Origin of the sequence: Flavobacterium marginilacus, from assembly GCF_026870155.1 — a bacterium.
Classification (GTDB): Bacteria; Bacteroidota; Bacteroidia; order Flavobacteriales; family Flavobacteriaceae; genus Flavobacterium; species Flavobacterium marginilacus.
This window is the reverse complement of record NZ_CP113975.1, coordinates 1,673,886-1,691,531: the sequence shown is the minus strand read 5'-3', so window position 1 is coordinate 1,691,531 and position 17,646 is coordinate 1,673,886. Positions and strand designations below refer to the sequence as shown.

Here is a 17,646-nt window from a genome sequence, read left to right as displayed (position 1 = left end):
ATGACTAATATTTTAATGACTGCCATTTATTTGAATTTGATGGAGAGGTTCTGTTTAAACTATCTACCATATCTGTGATGGTAATACTCGGTCCTCCTGTAAAAACAGATACAATCTCATCTGATTTTGAATCCATAAAAATACGCAGTAAATAAGAATTGGGTTTGGTTTCATTCAGCTTGGCCAAGTTGATTAGAGAACCTTTAATAGTTTCTTTAGCCTTTTTTAGATCTTGGCTCATTATATCTAATCCAGAATAATATTGTGAGCTAGACTGTCTGATATCAGCATAAGTAGGAGATAATAAATCATAAATCAAAAAATACCGGCTAGTTGCACCATCCGACTGATTCCAGCCTTTATAACCTCCTTGCTGTGCCAAATTAGCAATGTTAAGTGCTTCTTTAAAGTAACGGTCACCAATGAAAGGAACAAAAGTATCAGCATCCATTCCTAATATTATATACGAATAAAACGATAAAACTGAAACCAAATTAGAACTGTAACTTGTAGGTATAAAATTCAAATTTTCAAATTCGGTATAATTAAAAGTAAAATCTTTATCATTTATATTCAACACCGGAGATGAATAAGTAGAATTATAAATATTTCTTGAAGACTGTACCTGAATATTTGCAACAAACTGATCTGAACCGTAACTGGAAATCGTAATATACATTGAACAGTTTATCTTTTCTTTCTGCGGAAGTGCCTGCCCTGTCCAATCAGTTTTATTTACAAATTCATTTATGGCAGTCTGTAAAGTCTTAAAAACCTGCTGATTTGAATTACTTATTTTCTGGGTATTTAACGTTACTGTACAATTCAGCTGCTGGGCCTGAATAAAGCCGCACCCCAAAAATAAAAATAATACAAATCTAATCATAAAAATGTGCTATTACTTTATTCAAAATATCATCAGCTACAGCTTCTTTAGATTTTAATTCTAAAGGTTCAATATGAAAATCTTTATCGATAAAAGTCACTTTATTAGTGGGTTTACCAAAACCAGCTCCTTCATCCTGCAACGAATTTAAAACTATCAAATCTAAGTTTTTTTTCTGAATTTTTGCTTTAGCATTCTCAATTTCATTTTCTGTTTCTAAAGCAAAACCAATTAGAAATTGTTTTTTCTTGAATTCACCAAATGAAGCTAAAATATCTTTGGTTTTTTCAAGCTCTATTGTAAAATCATCAGCAGCCTTTTTTATTTTCTGATTTGCTATATTTTTGGGTTTATAATCAGCAACTGCGGCTGCAGCAACAGCAACATCTATGTCCTGATAGTACAAATGGCATGCATCATACATTTCCTGAGCAGAAACCACTCGAACAACTTGAACCAAAGGATTATTAATCCAGCAATGTGTAGGCCCCGAAATCAATATTACTGATGCACCTAAATTTGCAGCGCTCTGAGCAATATCAAATCCCATCTTTCCTGAAGAATGGTTTCCAATAAAACGCACAGGATCGATCGCTTCGTATGTGGGTCCGGCAGTAATGAGTATTTTTTTTCCTTTTAAAGGCAGTTTACTTTCAAGATCAGCTTCTAAAAACGACACAATGTTTTCAGGTTCTGCCATTCGGCCTTCACCAGATAAACCACTGGCTAATTCCCCATTCTCGGCAGGAATCATTGTATTTCCAAAAGCTTTTAATGCTGCAAAACTTTCAGCAGTAGAAGGATGAATATACATATCCAAATCCATTGCTGGTGCAAAATAAATAGGACATTTAGCAGATAAGTAACAGGCAAGTAAGAGATTATCACATAATCCGTTTGCCATTTTTGATAACGTATTGGCAGTAGCTGGCGCAATAACCATAATATCAGCCCAAAGACCTAATTCTACGTGATTATTCCACTGTTCATTTTTTTCATCTGAATTATAAAATTCCGAAAAAACAGGGTTTTTAGATAAGGTAGATAAGGTAAGAGGAGTTATAAAATCCTTAGAAGCAGGTGTCATTATCACTTGGACATGTGCACCTGCTTTTATGAAGAGTCTAACTAATGAAGCCGTTTTATAAGCAGCAATTCCACCAGTAATACCCAGCAAAATCTTTTTTCCGCTTAAAACTGACATTAGTATATATTATTTATTTGAATCTCTGTGATAAATTTTGCCATCTAACCATTCCTGAACAGCTAAAGCGTGTGGTTTTGGCAGTTTTTCGTAAAATTTTGAAACTTCAATTTGCTCTTTATTTTCAAAAACTTCTTCTAAACTATCATTGTAAGTAGCAAATTCCTCTAATTTCTCAGTCAATTCTTTTTTAATTTCAGAATTAATCTGATTTGCTCTTTTAGCCATAATTGTTATCGCCTCATACACATTTCCAGTAGGTTCTTCAATAACTGTTTTGTTGTAAGTTATTGTATTTACCGGAGCATTTGTCTTTTTTAAATCCATGACTTTATTTATTTATTAAATTTTTGTAATTCAACATCAATCTCGGCTAACTTTTCGTCTGCTTTGCTTTTGTATTCAGTAGTTGGTTTGAATTTAATCAGATTGTTATAACAGTTTTTTGCTGTAACCAATCTGTCCTGTTTCTTTATAATAACACTGTTTATTGCCAATAAATAAGCTGCATCTAATTTATAATACAATGCCTTTTCTTTATAAGAAGTACCTGGATAATCTGCAATAAAATTATCAAAAGCAATTAACGCTGATTTGTAATTAGAAATCTTATAATATTCATATGCATTTTCATACACTTTACGCTCAATCTTTTCATTCAGCTTTTTTGATATTGCATTTGCTTCAGCTGCATATTGTGAATTAGGATAACGGTCAATAAATCCCTGAATCTTTTCAATTGCTTTAAAAGTATCTGTCTGATCTATAGTGTAAACCGGAGAAAGCATTGCATAACTTTTAGCTCCTAAAAAAGAACACTCTTCAGCTTTTTCACTCTTTGGATACCCTGAATTAAAACTGTCATACTGATATCCTGCTAAATAATACTGCTTTGTTTTATATAAAGACTGCGCATACATATAAAAAAGCTTTTCACCTTGCGGTTTTCCTCTGTAAGATGGTGCCAGCTGCTCAAAAAGACGTATTGCTTTTGAATATTTACCTGCATCATACATTTTTGTTCCTACATCAAACTTTAGAGCTACGTCTTCTTTTTTTAAGGCCTGTTGATACTCACCACAAGAACTAAAAAACAAAACAACAAGCAATACAGATATTATTTTTTTCATTTCATTCACTGATTTTAATTTTATTGCTTAGTATATACGCAGTAAAAGCCACCAAAGTTAGGTGGCAAATTTAGTTATTAATTTAGCTATTACAAAATATTTCTTTAGTTAAAAAAACGGAGCAGATTTTAAGAATTTTTTACCATTTTTTTCACAAAAAGCTCCAGTCTGCCAGAAAGTGATTCATCTACAGGAACTAATGGCAAACGCAGTACATTCTCTGAAAGACCGAGAATTTTAAATACTTCTTTGATTCCAGCTGGATTCCCCTGCTCAAAAATCATATCTATACAGTCAGCTAATAAATACTGAAGTTTATAAGCGTCATCAACTTTTCTATTCAGTCCTAATCGGATCATTTCGGAAAATTCTTTCGGGAAGCCTTGTCCGATAACAGAAATAACTCCTGATCCGCCCGCCAAAACAATTGGAAGCGCAATCATATCATCCCCTGAAATCACTAAGAAATCTTTAGGTTTATCTTTTATAAGCTGCATCGCCTGAACGATATCTCCAGCTGCTTCTTTTATAGCAACAATATTTTCGAAATCATTTGCCAATCTAATAACAGTTGACGGAAGCATATTGCTGGAAGTCCTTCCCGGCACATTGTATAAAATCACAGGAATCGGAGAGGCTTCAGAAACGGCCTTGAAATGCTGATATATACCTTCCTGACTTGGCTTATTATAATATGGTGAAACAGATAAAACAGCCTCAAAAGCAGATAAATCTCTTGTACGCAGTTCCTCAACAACCTTTAATGTATTATTCCCTCCTACCCCTAGAACTAACGGCAATCTGCCTGCATTCACTTCAATTACCGTAGCTATAACAAGTTCTTTTTCTTCTGCTGACAATGTAGCATTTTCGGCAGTAGTACCAAGCACAACAAGATATTCAATCCCACCGTATATTGAAAAGTTAACAATTGATTTTAAAGCTTCTACATCAATGGTAAAATCGTTTTTAAACGGTGTTACTAAGGCAACTCCTGTTCCTATTAATGATTGCATAATTTAAATTATATTTTGTTTAATATTTTTAAGTATCGAAATAACTCCTCAGTAAAACCTTTATAATTTTCCGGTGCTATATTTACCAGCAAATGATTCAGCCTTTTATCTACAGTCGAAAAACCAGCCTTAAATTTTGCTTTAGAATTATTCGTTAAAAGCAGTAAAAATGGCTTTTCCTCATTATAATAACTAATTAATAAATCAAATTCATCTGAAATAAATTCATTAATTCCCTTATCTGTAAATTCGCATTTTATATTTAGATCTTTCAAACTAAATATTGAATAAGAATATACTTCTTTGTTTTTCAAACTATCGCGATAGACAATAATTTTGATATTATCCTCAACAATTCCGTTTTGAATAATTTCCTGCTTTAATGCATCAGTTTCTAAAAAATGGCTTTCATCTACAATTAAACCAACTCTAACTGCTGGCGAACTTAAAGATTCTTCTTTAACATTCAGCAGCCGCTTTTTTAAGGTTTTTTTCAATAAAAAGCTCTTTATATAATTTAAAATCATAGCACTTTTACAAGATTACAAATTTAATTATTTAAGTCAATTTAAGATGGTAAATTTAAAAAACTACAGTGGTTTTTTAAAACTTTTTGTTATATTCTTAACATTGTTTTTTATTATTTCAAGCACTCTGAAAAAATTAAGCAACGAAATCATCTGCTTTTTACTTCACCATATGCAATAAAAATCAGCAATAAAAAGAATTTTGGCAAATGAGGAAATAAAGACGGAATCAATCCAGGACGAATTGATTATTTCATTTCCATTAACAAAGAAAATCAATAGCCGTTTAATTCTTCAATTCCTTTATCTTTCTCTAATAAATAGCTTGCCATAAAGAAATACGAAAAAAACTGAGTAATTAAACTAACAAAAGTAAAGACATAATTAAAAAAATAAAATTTATATATAATAAAAAAAATATCCGTAATTATAAAACAAATACACATTAACATGCTATTAAAGAAAGCATAACTCCCAATTTTGATATAGTTTATGATTGAAATAATACTCAAAACACTCAAAATTATTCCAAAAAAAACATACAATGAAAAATCAAGTTCTAAATTTTCGAGTTCTAAGTTTAAAACGGAATAACAAATAACACTAATTCCAATAATCAAAATAGAGACAGAAAAACTGTCTTTATAACTAAACTTCAAATATTTAAATTCTTTTTGCGCTAAATACAAAAGCAAAACATAAACAGCCAAGACACATAAAAAAGACCCCATTGCAGATTCACTGATATTAAGCGTAACAAAAACATCTCTAAGAAAAAGCAGCAAAAATATCAGTCCTTTAACAAAAGTAATCCTGTAATTATTAGACACAAAATAATAAATAAACAAAGAGGGGACTATAATTGATTTACCACACAAAACTAAACCTTCACAATCCAATAACTTAAACAGTATAACCAATGCTGAAGTTACAAAATACAATATCAGTGACGGAGTACTAACTTTCATTTATCATTTCTATAAATTTATCTTCTGAAATTATTGAAACGTTTAACTTAGTTGCTTTCTCCAGCTTAGCAGGCCCCATATTATCCCCGGCAACAACAAAATCAGTTTTGGCCGATATAGAGCTTCCCACTTTTCCTCCATTATCTTCAATAACCTTTTTAAGTTCGTCTCTTGAATAAGTCGAAAAAACACCCGAAACCACGAATATCTTTCCTAGGAATTTCTCAGTCGCATTTGGATTTACCTTTTCGACAATCTCAAATTGCACGCCATAACTTTTTAATCGTTCAATTATTTTTTTGTTCTCTTCGTTCTCAAAAAACTCGATTACACTTTTGGCAATTCGTTCGCCAATTTCATCAACCAGAATCAAATCCATAAGGGTCGCCTGCTGTAATGCATCAATACTTTTATAATGCTTCGCCAGTTTCTTGGCAACCGTTTCTCCAACAAAACGTATTCCGAGTGCAAATAAAACACTCTCAAACGGTATTTCCTTTGATTTTTCAACACCATTCACCAGATTCTCAGCCGATTTTTGTGCCATTCGCTCTAAATGCAGAATATCATCAACTTTTAATTCATACAGATCAGCATAGTTATGAACTAAATCATTTTTATAAAGCAAGGCAACCGTTTCGCCTCCAAGACCTTCAATATCCATCGCTTTTCGCGAAATATAATGCTGAATTCTTCCAATAATCTGCGGAGGACAGCCATAAAAATTAGGGCAGTAATGATTCGCTTCTCCTTCACTGCGAACCAACTCAGTTTCGCATTCCGGGCAATGGGTGATGTATTTTGTAGCTTCTGAATTTCCTGGGCGCATATCTAAATCTACCGCAATAATTTTCGGAATAATTTCTCCGCCTTTTTCTACAAAAACAGTATCATTTATTCTGATGTCTAATTTTTCAATTTGATCTGCATTGTGCAGTGAAGCACGCTTTACAATTGTCCCTGCCAATTGTACCGGCTCAAGATTCGCAACTGGCGTAATGGAACCAGTTCTACCCACTTGGTAAGAAATGGAATTTAATTTTGTTGAAACTTGTTCTGACTTAAATTTATAAGCAATGGCCCAGCGTGGAGATTTTGCAGTATAGCCTAATTCATCTTGATAATAACATTTATCAACTTTTATTACAACTCCATCCGTTTCATACGGTAAATTATGACGATGAGTATCCCAATAATCTATAAACTCAAAAACCTCCTCCATTCCAGAAGCAAATTTATACTGATACTTCTCTTTATCAGGAACTTTAAACCCCCAATTTTTAGCACATTCTAAAGCTTCATGTTGAGAAGACCAGCACATATTACTAGCTCCAGCTAAAAAATACAACAAACAACTTAATCGTCTTTTATCAACTTCAGCACTATCTTGTAATTTTAAACTTCCAGAAGCAGTATTTCTCGGGTTAGAATAAGGAGTTTCGCCAATTTCTATCAGTTCTTGATTCATCTTTTCAAATTCAGCCAATGGTAAAATAATTTCACCACGAATATCAAATTTAGAAGGATATCCTTCACCTTTCAACTGCAAAGGAATCGCTTTAATAGTTTTAATATTATTGGTAACATCATCTCCCTGAAAACCGTCGCCTCGGGTAACAGCACGCTTTAATTTTCCATTTTCATAAGTAATACTGATTGAAGCTCCATCATATTTTAGTTCGCATGTATATTCAAGCGGAACATTTCCCAAAACTTTTTGGACTCGATTTTCCCAATCAAGCAAATCTTCTTTAGAATACGAGTTATCCAAAGAATACATTCTATGTTCGTGTTTTACAGTCTTAAAATTTTTAGTAATTGCACCTCCAATTCTCTGTGTTGGCGAGTTTTCGTCAAAAAATTCAGGATGTTTATTTTCTAAATCCTGAAGTTGTTTTAATTTCATATCAAACTCATAATCAGATAATGTTGGATTATCCAGCACATAATAATTATGATTGTGAAGATTGAGTTCTTCCCTGAGCGTTTGAATGGTATCCTGTATATTCATAAACAAAAAAAATGGCTATTCTAGTCGATTTAATAATCTACCAAAATAACCATTTTAAAGTTTAAAAATCAAATTTATGATTCAATAATTGTATTAATTTGATTATATAATTGTCCGTCACTCAAAATAGATCCCTGCTGAATTAATTGAAAAATAGAAAGATTACGTTCTTCAGTAAATTCTTTTCTACCTACTTTCATTTCGATAGTTTCCGTGAACATATTATCACTCAACCACTGCAAACCTTCTTTGGTCAAGAAATCTACATCAGGAACCAAAGATTTTAAAACAATTGATTTTACATAGGTATCAAAACAATGAAACAAGAAAATATGATTTTTAGAGAAAAACTCCAAATAAGTTGCCCTGGTCAAAACGCCTTCCCAAACCAAATCTGAAAAAACATCCAGTTCCTGCTCAGCAACTTCTGGTTTATCCGTTTTGATTTGATCCCATTCAGCCTTATCAATTGCCTGAGCCGCTAAAAAATTAGTAAACTCCTGCGTTAACTCTTCAAATTGTTCTTTTGTAAGTCTCGTGTATTTCATAGTCATTGCGAGAAACGAAGCAATCTCGTTCCTATTTATTAAGAATTAAAGATGAGATTGCTTCGTTCCTCGCAATGACATCAAACAAAAAAATCCCGACTTTCATCGGGATTTCAATATATACATTTAAAAATTATGCTTTTTCAGCAACAATTTCATATGCTAATTCAACGATTACATCTCTGTGTAATCTTACAGAAGCAGTATATTTACCAGTACGTTTAACAATACCGGAAGTGATAAACTTTCTATCAATTTCTTGACCTGCGTTAGCTAAAGCTGCAGCGATATCAATGTTTGTGATAGATCCAAATAATTTTTCACCACCTGCTTTTGCAGAAATTTTAATTTCGATAGCTTTCAAAGCTTCAGCTAATGCTTTTGCATCAGCAACGATTTTAGCTTCTTTGTGAGCTCTTTGTTTAAGGTTTTCAGCCAATACTTTCTTTGCAGAAGAAGTAGCTAAATGAGCAAATCCTTGTGGGATTAAAAAGTTACGACCGTATCCGTTTTTTACAGTTACTACATCATCTTTAAATCCTAAATTCTGAACGTCTTTTCTTAAAATAAGTTCCATGTTGTTGTCCTTTGTTTGAGAAGTTAGGTTCCATTATAATGAAAACCAACAACTATTAATTTTTAATTATTTTAATAAATCGGCCACGTATGGCATTAAAGCTAAGTGACGAGCTCTTTTTACAGCTACAGACACTTTTCTTTGGTATTTTAATGAAGTTCCTGTTAAACGGCGAGGAAGAATTTTTCCTTGCTCATTAACGAATTTCAATAAGAAATCAGCATCTTTATAATCGATATATTTGATACCTGATTTTTTGAAACGGCAATACTTTTTAGTTTTGTTCGTTTCTATGTTCAAAGGCGTAAGATATCTGATATCCCCGTCTTTTTTTCCTGAAGCAGATTGTTGTAATGTTGCCATGATAATTAAGCTTTTTGAGATTTAAGTTTTGCTCTTCTTCTTTCAGCCCAAGAGATAGCATGTTTGTCAAGACTTACAGTTAAGAAACGCATAACTCTTTCGTCACGTCTGAATTCAGTTTCAAAAGCAACAAGAACTTCTCCAGCAACTTTGAATTCGAATAAATGATAAAATCCGCTTTTCTTGTTTTGGATTTCGTAAGCCATCTTTTTAAGACCCCAGTCTTCTTTAGATACCATTTCAGCTCCTCTACTAGTAAGAAAATCTTCAAATTTGCTTACTGTTTCCTTTACCTGAACCTCAGATAAAACGGGATTTAAAATGAAAACAGTTTCATAATGATTCATAAAAAATTTATTTATTTGTTAAATTGGGTGCAAAAGTAATCTTTTTTTTCGAACTAGCAAGCACAAATTAACTATAATCGATGAACGGAGAAAAAAAAATTGAATTTTTAAAATTAATTGAAAAAAAAAACTATTTTTACTCCACCGAATCAAAAACTTAATACTATGAAACTAAACTGTGTTGTTGTTGATGATAGTTCAATACAAAGAATGATTATTGCAAAACTAGTTAATAATCATACCAACTTAAACCTAATCGGAGATTTTTCGAATGCAATTGAAGCCAAAAGCTGCATGACCGTTCATACTGTAGATTTGATATTTCTTGATATTGAAATGCCTGTAATCAGCGGTTTTGATTTTCTTGATGGTTTAAAAACCAAGCCTCAGATTATTTTCATTACTTCAAAAGCAGAATACGCAATGAAGGCATTTGATTATGATGCTACTGATTATCTGCAAAAGCCAATTTCTATTGAACGCTTTAACGCTTCTGTCCGCAGAGCAATTGACCACTTTCTTCTTAAAAAAGAAAACAAAGAGGATGAAGGAGAGCATATTTTTATTAAAAGTAATCTAAAAAAACTAAAGATATTCACTTCCAAAATCAAATGGATTGAAGCTTTTGGCGATTATGTAAAAGTAGTGACGGAAGATGACAGCAATCTGGTACTTTCTACAATGAAATCTTTTGAAAATGATTTATCAAAGGACAAATTTATCAGGGTACACAAATCTTATATTGTAAATATTGACAAAATTGACCGTTTCAACAGCAAGTTTGCTGAAATTGGAGTTACAAAAATTCCTTTGAGCAGAAATAAGAAAGAAGATCTAGTAAAAGCTCTTGCTTATTCATAAAACCATACCTTAATAAAAATCCACATTTACGGTTACTTTAATAGACCTGTATTGTGAAACAGCCTCAAAACTATTCAGTATCTTCTGGATAGTTTTTTTTGTACCTCCAATGGAATTATTTTGAGGAATTTTAATGATTATAGTCCTTATATATTCATTTCGGATTCTGCTGATTGCAGGCTCTTCGGGACCTAATACTGGCATGACTAGATTCTGACTCAAGACTTGGTACAGCCACATAGCACCTTCCTTTAGTTTATCAAAATCGCGTTGTTTCAAAGTCAGTTTTATAATTCTGAAATATGGCGGATACTTATATATCTGCCTGTCATACAATTGCTCATTATACATTCCTATATAATTGGAGTGGGTAACCTGCTGAATAGTATTATGATTTGGGTTATACGTCTGAATAATAACTTTCCCTTTTTTATCAGAGCGTCCGGCACGTCCCGCCACTTGGGTCATCATTTGGAAACTTCTTTCGAAAGCCCTGAAATCCGGATGATACAGCATCGTATCTGCATTCATGATCCCAACCAAATTTACATTATCAAAATCCAGACCTTTGGCAAGCATCTGAGTACCCACCAAAATATCAAACTCCCTATTCTTAAAGCTGTCAATTATTTTTTCGAAACCAAATTTCCCACGCGTTGTATCCTGATCCATTCTTCCGATTTTGGCATTTGGAAAAATAGTAATCAGTTCCTGTTCTATCTGTTCAGTTCCCAAGCCTTTGGTCGTTAAATCTACACTATGACAGGCGTGACAATGCGTTGGATTTGCAATAGAATATCCGCAATAATGGCAACGGAGCTGATTTTTATGTTTATGATAGGTCAAACTCACATCGCAGGACTGACAATGAGGAATATGTCCGCAGGTAATGCATTCTATAATCGGTGAATATCCCCTTCTGTTTTGAAACAAAATTACCTGCTCCCCCAAAGACAAAGACGTTGTAATTTCTTCTATCAAAAGATCACTAAAATGACCGTTCATTTTTTTTCGGAAATACTTATCTTTCAAATCTACCAGCAAAACTTCAGGCAGACTTGAATTTCCAAAACGCTTCATTATTTCGACAAATCCAAACTTACCCGATTTAGCATTATAATACGTTTCAAGACTTGGTGTCGCCGAACCTAAAAGTACTTTTGCCTTGTGCGCATTGGCCAAAACAATAGCCGAATCGCGGGCATGAAATCTAGGAGCAGGATCTGACTGTTTAAAAGTTTGTTCGTGTTCTTCGTCAATAATTATAAATCCTAAATCATAAAAAGGCAAAAACAAAGCCGATCTGGCTCCAATTACAATCTGAGCTTTTGACGCATTTAATAAAACCTGATTCCAAACCTCAACTCTTTCATTATTATTAAATTTAGAATGAAAAACAGCCACTTTATTTCCAAAATGAGTTCGTATTCTGTAAACCAGTTGAGCCGTCAAAACAATTTCCGGCAACAAATACAGCACCTGCTTGCCTGTTGCTAAATATTCTTCTATAAGCTTGATGTAAATTTCTGTTTTTCCGCTTGAAGTAATTCCGTGTAAAAGACAGACTGCTTTTGCTGCAAAATTTTCTTTAATGGATTCAAAAGCTTTTTGCTGATCTGGACTCAATTGCAGTTCATCTTCTCTTCCTTTTCCAGTAAAATTGATTCGGTCTTCCTGCAGGTAATACTCTTCCAAAATTTCTTTTTCGACCAATGCCTTTACAATTGCGGGAGAAGATTGAGCAGTTTCTATCAATTTTTTAACGGTAATCGGCTTTTTTTCAGAAGCGCTTAATTGGAAATAATTTAGAACTATTTCCTTTTGTTTATTGGCACTTTTTAAAATTTCAAGCAGGTCTTTTAACCCGTCATTAGAATCGTATTTCGAATGTAATCTCACATATCGAACCAATTTTGGCTTGTATGTTTCCTGCAGTTCTTCCTGAAGCACCAGAACATTTTTATCAATCAGTTTTTGAATAACAGGAAAAATATTCTTCTTATTCAAAATCGAAATAATATCCTGAATCTTCAATGAACTCTGTTGCTGTAAGGCTTCATAGATTAAATATTCATCATCGGAAAGCTGGGTTTCATCAACAATAGAATCACTTTTACTTGTTATCAGTGTTTCACTTTCCAATAACAAGGCGCTTGGCATGGCATTGCGATACACATCACCTATGGCACACATATAATAATCAGCAATCCACAGCCAATGATTGATTTGAAATTCTGTAACTAAAGGTGCAGTATCTAAAATTTGATGAATCTCTTTGGCTTCGTATGAAGTTGGCGTGTTATTGTGAATTTCAATAACCAAAGCCGTATAGATTTTATTTTTGCCGAAAGGTACTGTGACCCTCATTCCTTTTTTTATAAAAAGGAACTCAGCTTCCGAAACTCTGTATGTAAAAGTCTTGGCAAGAGAAAGCGGCAAAATGACTTCAACGAAATGCATGTAAAGATTTTATAGTCTGTAAATTTACTTTTTATTTAATTTATCAGATACTTTTTTATTTTTATATTCCTGAACCATTTTCAGGGTATGGTTCAAAGACTCTATATCTGTCCAATCATCATGTCCTGGAATACTATATTTTGGAGTTCTAAATTTTGATTGTGCTTTTTTAATGGAGTTTTCCCACTCATTAACATCAGCATCTCCCAAATAGCCTAAATCTTTTGCTTCAGTGCTTTTAACAAAACATCCACCATAAAGCACTTTTTCTTTGTCAAACCAGACTACAATATTATCTGGGGCATGACCCTTGCCAGGAAAATACACTTCAAATTTATATTCTCCTACTTCAAAAATACTGTCATTCGGAATCACAAATTCGGCTCTTATTTTATTCTCCTTTTTAAGAATTTCATCAGTTGCTTTAATTGAATATGTTTTGATTCCTTTTTTCCTGTAAAACTCAAAACCACCTGCACGATCTTCATGAGAATGCGTTGCAAAATACATTACAACCTCTTTTTTATATCTTGATTTTATACTATCCAACAAAGGCTGAAACTGGGCTGGATCCCAAGGAGCATCAAATAAAACAACACCTTTATCTGTAACCAGATACATTGCATTTGCAGAAATCAGAGTTCCCTTATAGTCATGAAAAGTTTTATAAACATAAAAGTCACCTGTGAGATGACTTATTTGCAATGGCGAATTTTTAGCTTGTCCAAAACTATGCGACAGTATGCTGAAGAATACAATTATTGATGTTGCTATTCGCATTCTATATATTTAAAATTAATTCTTAACTCTCGTCCAATATTGAGTTCTTCCAAATAAAGAAACACCAATAAAACCTCTAACTTTTAGTTTATCTTTTCCATCAAGTGTAATGAAACATTTATACTCTTCCCCTTTTAAAGGATCCAAAATTTTTCCGTCATTATATTCATCTCCATCTTTCACAAGGCCTTTTATAATTATCAATCCTAAAATTGGAGCATTTTTATCCTCACCTGAACATTTTAAGCAAAGGTCTTTTCTCTTTTGCGAATTTATTATGTCAATAATTTTTCCGTAGATTTTTCCTGATTTTTCGTAAATTTCAACAATTGATTTGGCCTGACCTGTCTCGTCATCGATAGTTTTCCATTTTCCTAAAACCGTCTGTCCCTGAGCATTAAAAATCATTAAAAAACACAAAACCAAACCAAATACGATACTTTTTTTCATTTTTTATTAAATTATTGAAGCAAAAATTTTATTATTCGAAATTAACTCCTCGAATTACTCTTCGCAAGAATACAAAATTACATTTAAACAATAACACTTATACTCCAACTTTAATTCTCCGATCTGCTCTTTTTTAATTTACGAATCGTTGCATTCAATTCAAACCCTAATAATAAAATCATACAGTTAATCCAGATATAAAACATCATAATCAACAATGTCCCGATCGAACCGTACAATTCATTATATTTTGAAAACCGCAGCACCCAGATTCCGAAAAAATAGGATGAAATAACTATAAGCACTGTAGTAAAAACCGAGCCAACACTAATGAATGGCGGTTTATGTGACTGCTTGGTTCCGTATCGCAATAAAACAGAAGATGTGATCAATATCATTAATATTACAAAAATATATCTTCCTAAAATAATCAGCGGAATGCGGTCACTCAACACATCCTGTATCGCTGTACTTTGAATTAAAACCTCAAAAACTACAATAATTGCGACTGTTAAAAGCAAGAGAATAGAAAGCAGTAATGAAATTCCTAAGGCAACAAAATACTGGTTCAGAAAACCTCTTTTTTCCAAAACATGACGGGAAGATTCGAATCCGCCAAGAATTCCATTTATACCATTAGCCATCAGGAAAATAGATAGAAAAAATCCCGAAGACACTAATCCTGTATGACTGTTATTAAGAATATCGTTTACAATATTAGCTATTGCATCAAAGGTATTTGGAGGCACTCCTTCCTTAACAAATTGTAGAAAATCCTCCTGAAAACCTTCAATAGGAATGTAAGGTATTAAGTTTAAAATAAATAAGGCAAATGGAAACAGCGCCATAAAAAAGCTAAAAGCAACCGCACTGGCATGATAAGAAAATGCTCCATCGATGATTCCTTCAAAATACAATTCTAATAAATCATAAAAAGAAAATCCTCCCAAACCTGGCATTTTGATCTTTTTCAAGATATGCATCAGATTTCTGATAATTGGGATTTTTTCGATTTTTGCCTCGATCTTAAACGTCATAACTCTAAATCGCTTTCAAACTTAAATCCATATTATAAACAGAATGTGTCAATGCACCCGAAGAAATATAATTCACACCGCATTCTGCGTAATTGCGCATTGTTGTTTCATTGATGTTTCCAGAAGATTCCGTTTGGCATTTGTTACCAATTAAAGCTACAGCAGTGCGGGTATCTTCATAATTGAAATTATCAATCAAGATTCTGTGTACGCCGTCACTTTTTAAAATTTCTTCAATTTCAGAAAGATCTCTGGCTTCTACAATAATTTTTAAGTCTAAGTTATTTTCTTTTAAATAAGCTTTTGTTTTGGCTATTGCCAATGTAATTCCTCCTGCAAAATCAATGTGATTATCCTTTAGCATTACCATATCATACAAAGCAAAACGATGATTTTCTCCGCCTCCGATTGTTACTGCCCATTTCTCGGCAACACGAAATCCAGGAGTGGTTTTTCTTGTATCCAATATTTTGGTATCTGTTCCTTCTAACAGCTGTACATAACTATTTGTTTTGGTAGCAATGGCACTCATTCTCTGCATCGAATTCAGCACCACTCTCTCGGACTTTAAAATCGACTGCGAACTTCCTGAAACATGAAAAACCACGTCACCTTTTTTGACTGGAGTTCCATCCTGAATGAAGGTTTCAATCTGCATATTTGGATCCACATATTCAAATATCATTTTTGCAAAAGCTACGCCGGCAATAATACCGTCTTCTTTCACCAGTAATTTGGCTTTGCCCATTGCACTTTCTGGAATACAGGCCAATGAACTATAATCTCCAGATCCTACATCTTCTCTAATAGCATTTGCAATCAATACTTTCAGTTCGTTTTGAAACTGCTCTTCAGTAATCATCTTTTTATTCTTTTAATGGAACGCTAAAATAGGATTTATTTTGTGCAATAAAAAGTAAGTATGTCTGAAAAATTTGGGTTTTTACATTTATTTATGACAAAATTAGTATTTCAATTATTAACTATTCCAGTATCTCTAATAGTAACTTTAAACAAAAAACCTGCAAGAATTAATTCTGTGCAGGCTGTCATTAAATTATAATCATTAAAATTATTCTATACCTTTTTGATCTATCAAATAAATAAGTGATGTCATAGTCGCTGCACCAAGTTCTAACTCTCGTTTATTAATTGCATCAAACTTATCATTTGCAGCATGATGGTAATCAAAATAACGCTGAGAATCTGGCTTTAATCCTGCTTTGACAATTTTTTTAGATGTTAAATGCCCGATATCTGATCCAGCGTGGCCAATTGTAAAGCTATGTACCAAATAAGGTTCAAACAGTTCTTTAAATCCCTGTATCTTTTTCACATTAGCCTCATCAGACTCAATAGAAAAACCTCTTGGAGTAAAACCGCCAGAATCACTTTCTAGAGCGAAAATATGATTTTCATTCTTTTGCTTCGCCGCTTCTTCATATTTGGCACCGCCTTTTCCGCCATTTTCTTCATTCATAAACAGCACTACACGAATGGTGTTTTTTGGCTTATAATTTATGTTTTTAAGCGTACGGATTACCTCCATACTCTGCACTACTCCTGCACCATCATCATGAGAGCCATCTGCCAAGTCCCAAGAATCAAGATGTCCGCCAACAACCATAATATTTTCTGGATGCTCTGTTCCTGTCAATTCTCCAATTACGTTATATGACAACACATCAGGCAATGTCTCGCATGATTGTTTGAAATAAAACTTTAATGCTGGATTTTTTTTTAATGACTCACTCAATAATTCAGCTCCGTTTGTACTTATTGCTGCTGTAGGAATGTATTTTTCTTTTGGCAGGTCACCATAACTTTGGGCTCCAGTATGCGGAAAATCGTCTAAACGTAGATTCATTGAACGCACGATTGCACCTACTGCACCAAATTTTGCAGCTTCTTTTGCGCCGGCAAATCTTTGATCCACACATGCTCCATATGACATAAAAGTTTCAATATTTTCAGGATTCATCGGTCTGTTAAAAAACACAATTTTGCCTTTTATTTTATCTCCTAATGCCTCTAGATCTTTAATACCCTGCACTTCTATAACCTCAGCAGTAAGACCAGTCTTTGCCGTTGCAATAGAACCGCCTAAAGCACATATTGGAACAGCAGTTTTAATTTTATTATCTAAAATGTATGCAGTTTCTTTTTCACCGCGTACCCAATGAGGCACCATTACTTCCTGCAGATAAACTTTATCAAGCCCAAGTCCTTCTAATTGTGATTTTGTATATTCAACAGCTGCTGCAGCATTGGAAGATCCAGACAAACGGCTTCCAATATCATTAGATAAATACTTCAGCCAAGAATAACATTTGGATTCGGTTAAGGCTTTTTTATAAAATAGCTTAATGTTTTTTTCATCATTTGACTGTGCAAATGACATCAGCCCATTTAAAACTAAAGCAGTTAAAAGAATTGTTTTTTTCATGGTAATTATTCCTCTTTTAAGTTATTAAAAATCAT

General features: G+C 33.1%; 19 protein-coding genes. 1 reads left to right on the top strand and 18 read right to left on the bottom strand.

Annotated elements, in window-relative coordinates:
* Window positions 1-4: 4 nt before the first annotated feature.
* The 12 genes from porD to rpsF form a co-directional block, all read right to left on the bottom strand.
* Entirely contained in the window at window positions 5-886 is an 882-nt protein-coding gene (gene porD, locus OZP07_RS07325; protein WP_281637812.1) for a type IX secretion system protein PorD, read from the bottom strand.
* A complete protein-coding gene (coaBC, locus tag OZP07_RS07320; RefSeq protein ID WP_281637811.1) occupies window positions 879-2,090 on the bottom strand; it encodes a bifunctional phosphopantothenoylcysteine decarboxylase/phosphopantothenate--cysteine ligase CoaBC in 1,212 nt (403 codons plus the stop codon). Before coaBC ends, porD begins: the two co-directional genes overlap by 8 nt.
* Window positions 2,091-2,099: 9 nt before the next feature.
* Entirely contained in the window at window positions 2,100-2,417 is a 318-nt protein-coding gene (locus OZP07_RS07315; RefSeq protein WP_026709525.1) for a DNA-directed RNA polymerase subunit omega, read from the bottom strand.
* Between the two features lie 8 nt (window positions 2,418-2,425).
* Complete coding sequence (locus OZP07_RS07310) at window positions 2,426-3,220, bottom strand: outer membrane protein assembly factor BamD (RefSeq protein WP_194640997.1); 795 nt, start codon at window positions 3,218-3,220, stop codon at window positions 2,426-2,428.
* Window positions 3,221-3,348: 128 nt separating this feature from the next.
* A complete protein-coding gene (gene dapA / locus OZP07_RS07305; RefSeq protein WP_281637810.1) occupies window positions 3,349-4,236 on the bottom strand; it encodes a 4-hydroxy-tetrahydrodipicolinate synthase in 888 nt (295 codons plus the stop codon).
* An 8-nt stretch (window positions 4,237-4,244) separates the two neighbouring features.
* Complete coding sequence (locus OZP07_RS07300; RefSeq protein ID WP_281637809.1) at window positions 4,245-4,733, bottom strand: DUF6913 domain-containing protein; 489 nt, start codon at window positions 4,731-4,733, stop codon at window positions 4,245-4,247.
* A gap of 305 nt (window positions 4,734-5,038) precedes the next feature.
* Window positions 5,039-5,731 (bottom strand): hypothetical protein, encoded by a 693-nt coding sequence (locus OZP07_RS07295; RefSeq protein WP_281637808.1) that lies wholly within the window; start codon window positions 5,729-5,731, stop codon window positions 5,039-5,041.
* Window positions 5,721-7,742, bottom strand: a complete 2,022-nt coding sequence (gene ligA / locus OZP07_RS07290; RefSeq protein ID WP_194641001.1) for an NAD-dependent DNA ligase LigA — start codon at window positions 7,740-7,742, stop codon at window positions 5,721-5,723. Before ligA ends, OZP07_RS07295 begins: the two co-directional genes overlap by 11 nt.
* 74 nt (window positions 7,743-7,816) lie before the next feature.
* Window positions 7,817-8,290: a DUF6495 family protein gene (locus tag OZP07_RS07285; protein WP_194641002.1), complete on the bottom strand. Its 474-nt coding sequence runs from the start codon at window positions 8,288-8,290 to the stop codon at window positions 7,817-7,819.
* A 133-nt stretch (window positions 8,291-8,423) separates the two neighbouring features.
* The gene (rplI, locus tag OZP07_RS07280; protein ID WP_194641003.1) at window positions 8,424-8,867 is read right to left on the bottom strand and encodes a 50S ribosomal protein L9; all 444 of its coding nucleotides are present in this window, start codon (window positions 8,865-8,867) and stop codon (window positions 8,424-8,426) included.
* A gap of 66 nt (window positions 8,868-8,933) precedes the next feature.
* Window positions 8,934-9,230, bottom strand: coding sequence for a 30S ribosomal protein S18 (gene rpsR / locus OZP07_RS07275; protein ID WP_007138295.1), 297 nt, complete (start codon window positions 9,228-9,230; stop codon window positions 8,934-8,936).
* 5 nt (window positions 9,231-9,235) lie between these two features.
* Window positions 9,236-9,577, bottom strand: coding sequence for a 30S ribosomal protein S6 (gene rpsF / locus OZP07_RS07270; protein WP_035634940.1), 342 nt, complete (start codon window positions 9,575-9,577; stop codon window positions 9,236-9,238).
* Window positions 9,578-9,742: 165 nt separating this feature from the next.
* Here rpsF and OZP07_RS07265 point away from each other — a divergent pair, with 165 nt between their 5' ends.
* The gene (locus OZP07_RS07265) at window positions 9,743-10,438 is read left to right on the top strand and encodes a LytR/AlgR family response regulator transcription factor (RefSeq protein ID WP_077370383.1); all 696 of its coding nucleotides are present in this window, start codon (window positions 9,743-9,745) and stop codon (window positions 10,436-10,438) included.
* A 9-nt stretch (window positions 10,439-10,447) separates the two neighbouring features.
* Here the strand turns inward: OZP07_RS07265 and priA are convergent, their stop codons facing one another.
* From priA to OZP07_RS07235, 6 genes are all read right to left on the bottom strand, one after another.
* On the bottom strand, window positions 10,448-12,898 hold the full coding sequence (gene priA, locus OZP07_RS07260; protein WP_281637807.1) for a replication restart helicase PriA: 2,451 nt from the start codon (window positions 12,896-12,898) through the stop codon (window positions 10,448-10,450).
* 24 nt (window positions 12,899-12,922) lie between these two features.
* Window positions 12,923-13,678 carry a subclass B1 metallo-beta-lactamase gene (gene bla-B1-FLAV / locus OZP07_RS07255; protein ID WP_281637806.1) on the bottom strand — a complete coding sequence of 252 codons (756 nt, stop codon included), beginning with the start codon at window positions 13,676-13,678 and terminating at the stop codon, window positions 12,923-12,925.
* Between the two features lie 15 nt (window positions 13,679-13,693).
* Window positions 13,694-14,128: a DUF2147 domain-containing protein gene (locus OZP07_RS07250; protein ID WP_281637805.1), complete on the bottom strand. Its 435-nt coding sequence runs from the start codon at window positions 14,126-14,128 to the stop codon at window positions 13,694-13,696.
* Window positions 14,129-14,238: 110 nt separating this feature from the next.
* On the bottom strand, window positions 14,239-15,165 hold the full coding sequence (locus tag OZP07_RS07245; RefSeq protein ID WP_194641007.1) for a YihY/virulence factor BrkB family protein: 927 nt from the start codon (window positions 15,163-15,165) through the stop codon (window positions 14,239-14,241).
* 4 nt (window positions 15,166-15,169) lie between these two features.
* Window positions 15,170-16,027, bottom strand: a complete 858-nt coding sequence (gene nadC, locus OZP07_RS07240; RefSeq protein ID WP_281637804.1) for a carboxylating nicotinate-nucleotide diphosphorylase — start codon at window positions 16,025-16,027, stop codon at window positions 15,170-15,172.
* 210 nt (window positions 16,028-16,237) lie between these two features.
* The gene (locus OZP07_RS07235) at window positions 16,238-17,611 is read right to left on the bottom strand and encodes a M20/M25/M40 family metallo-hydrolase (RefSeq protein ID WP_281637803.1); all 1,374 of its coding nucleotides are present in this window, start codon (window positions 17,609-17,611) and stop codon (window positions 16,238-16,240) included.
* Window positions 17,612-17,646 lie beyond the last annotated feature (35 nt).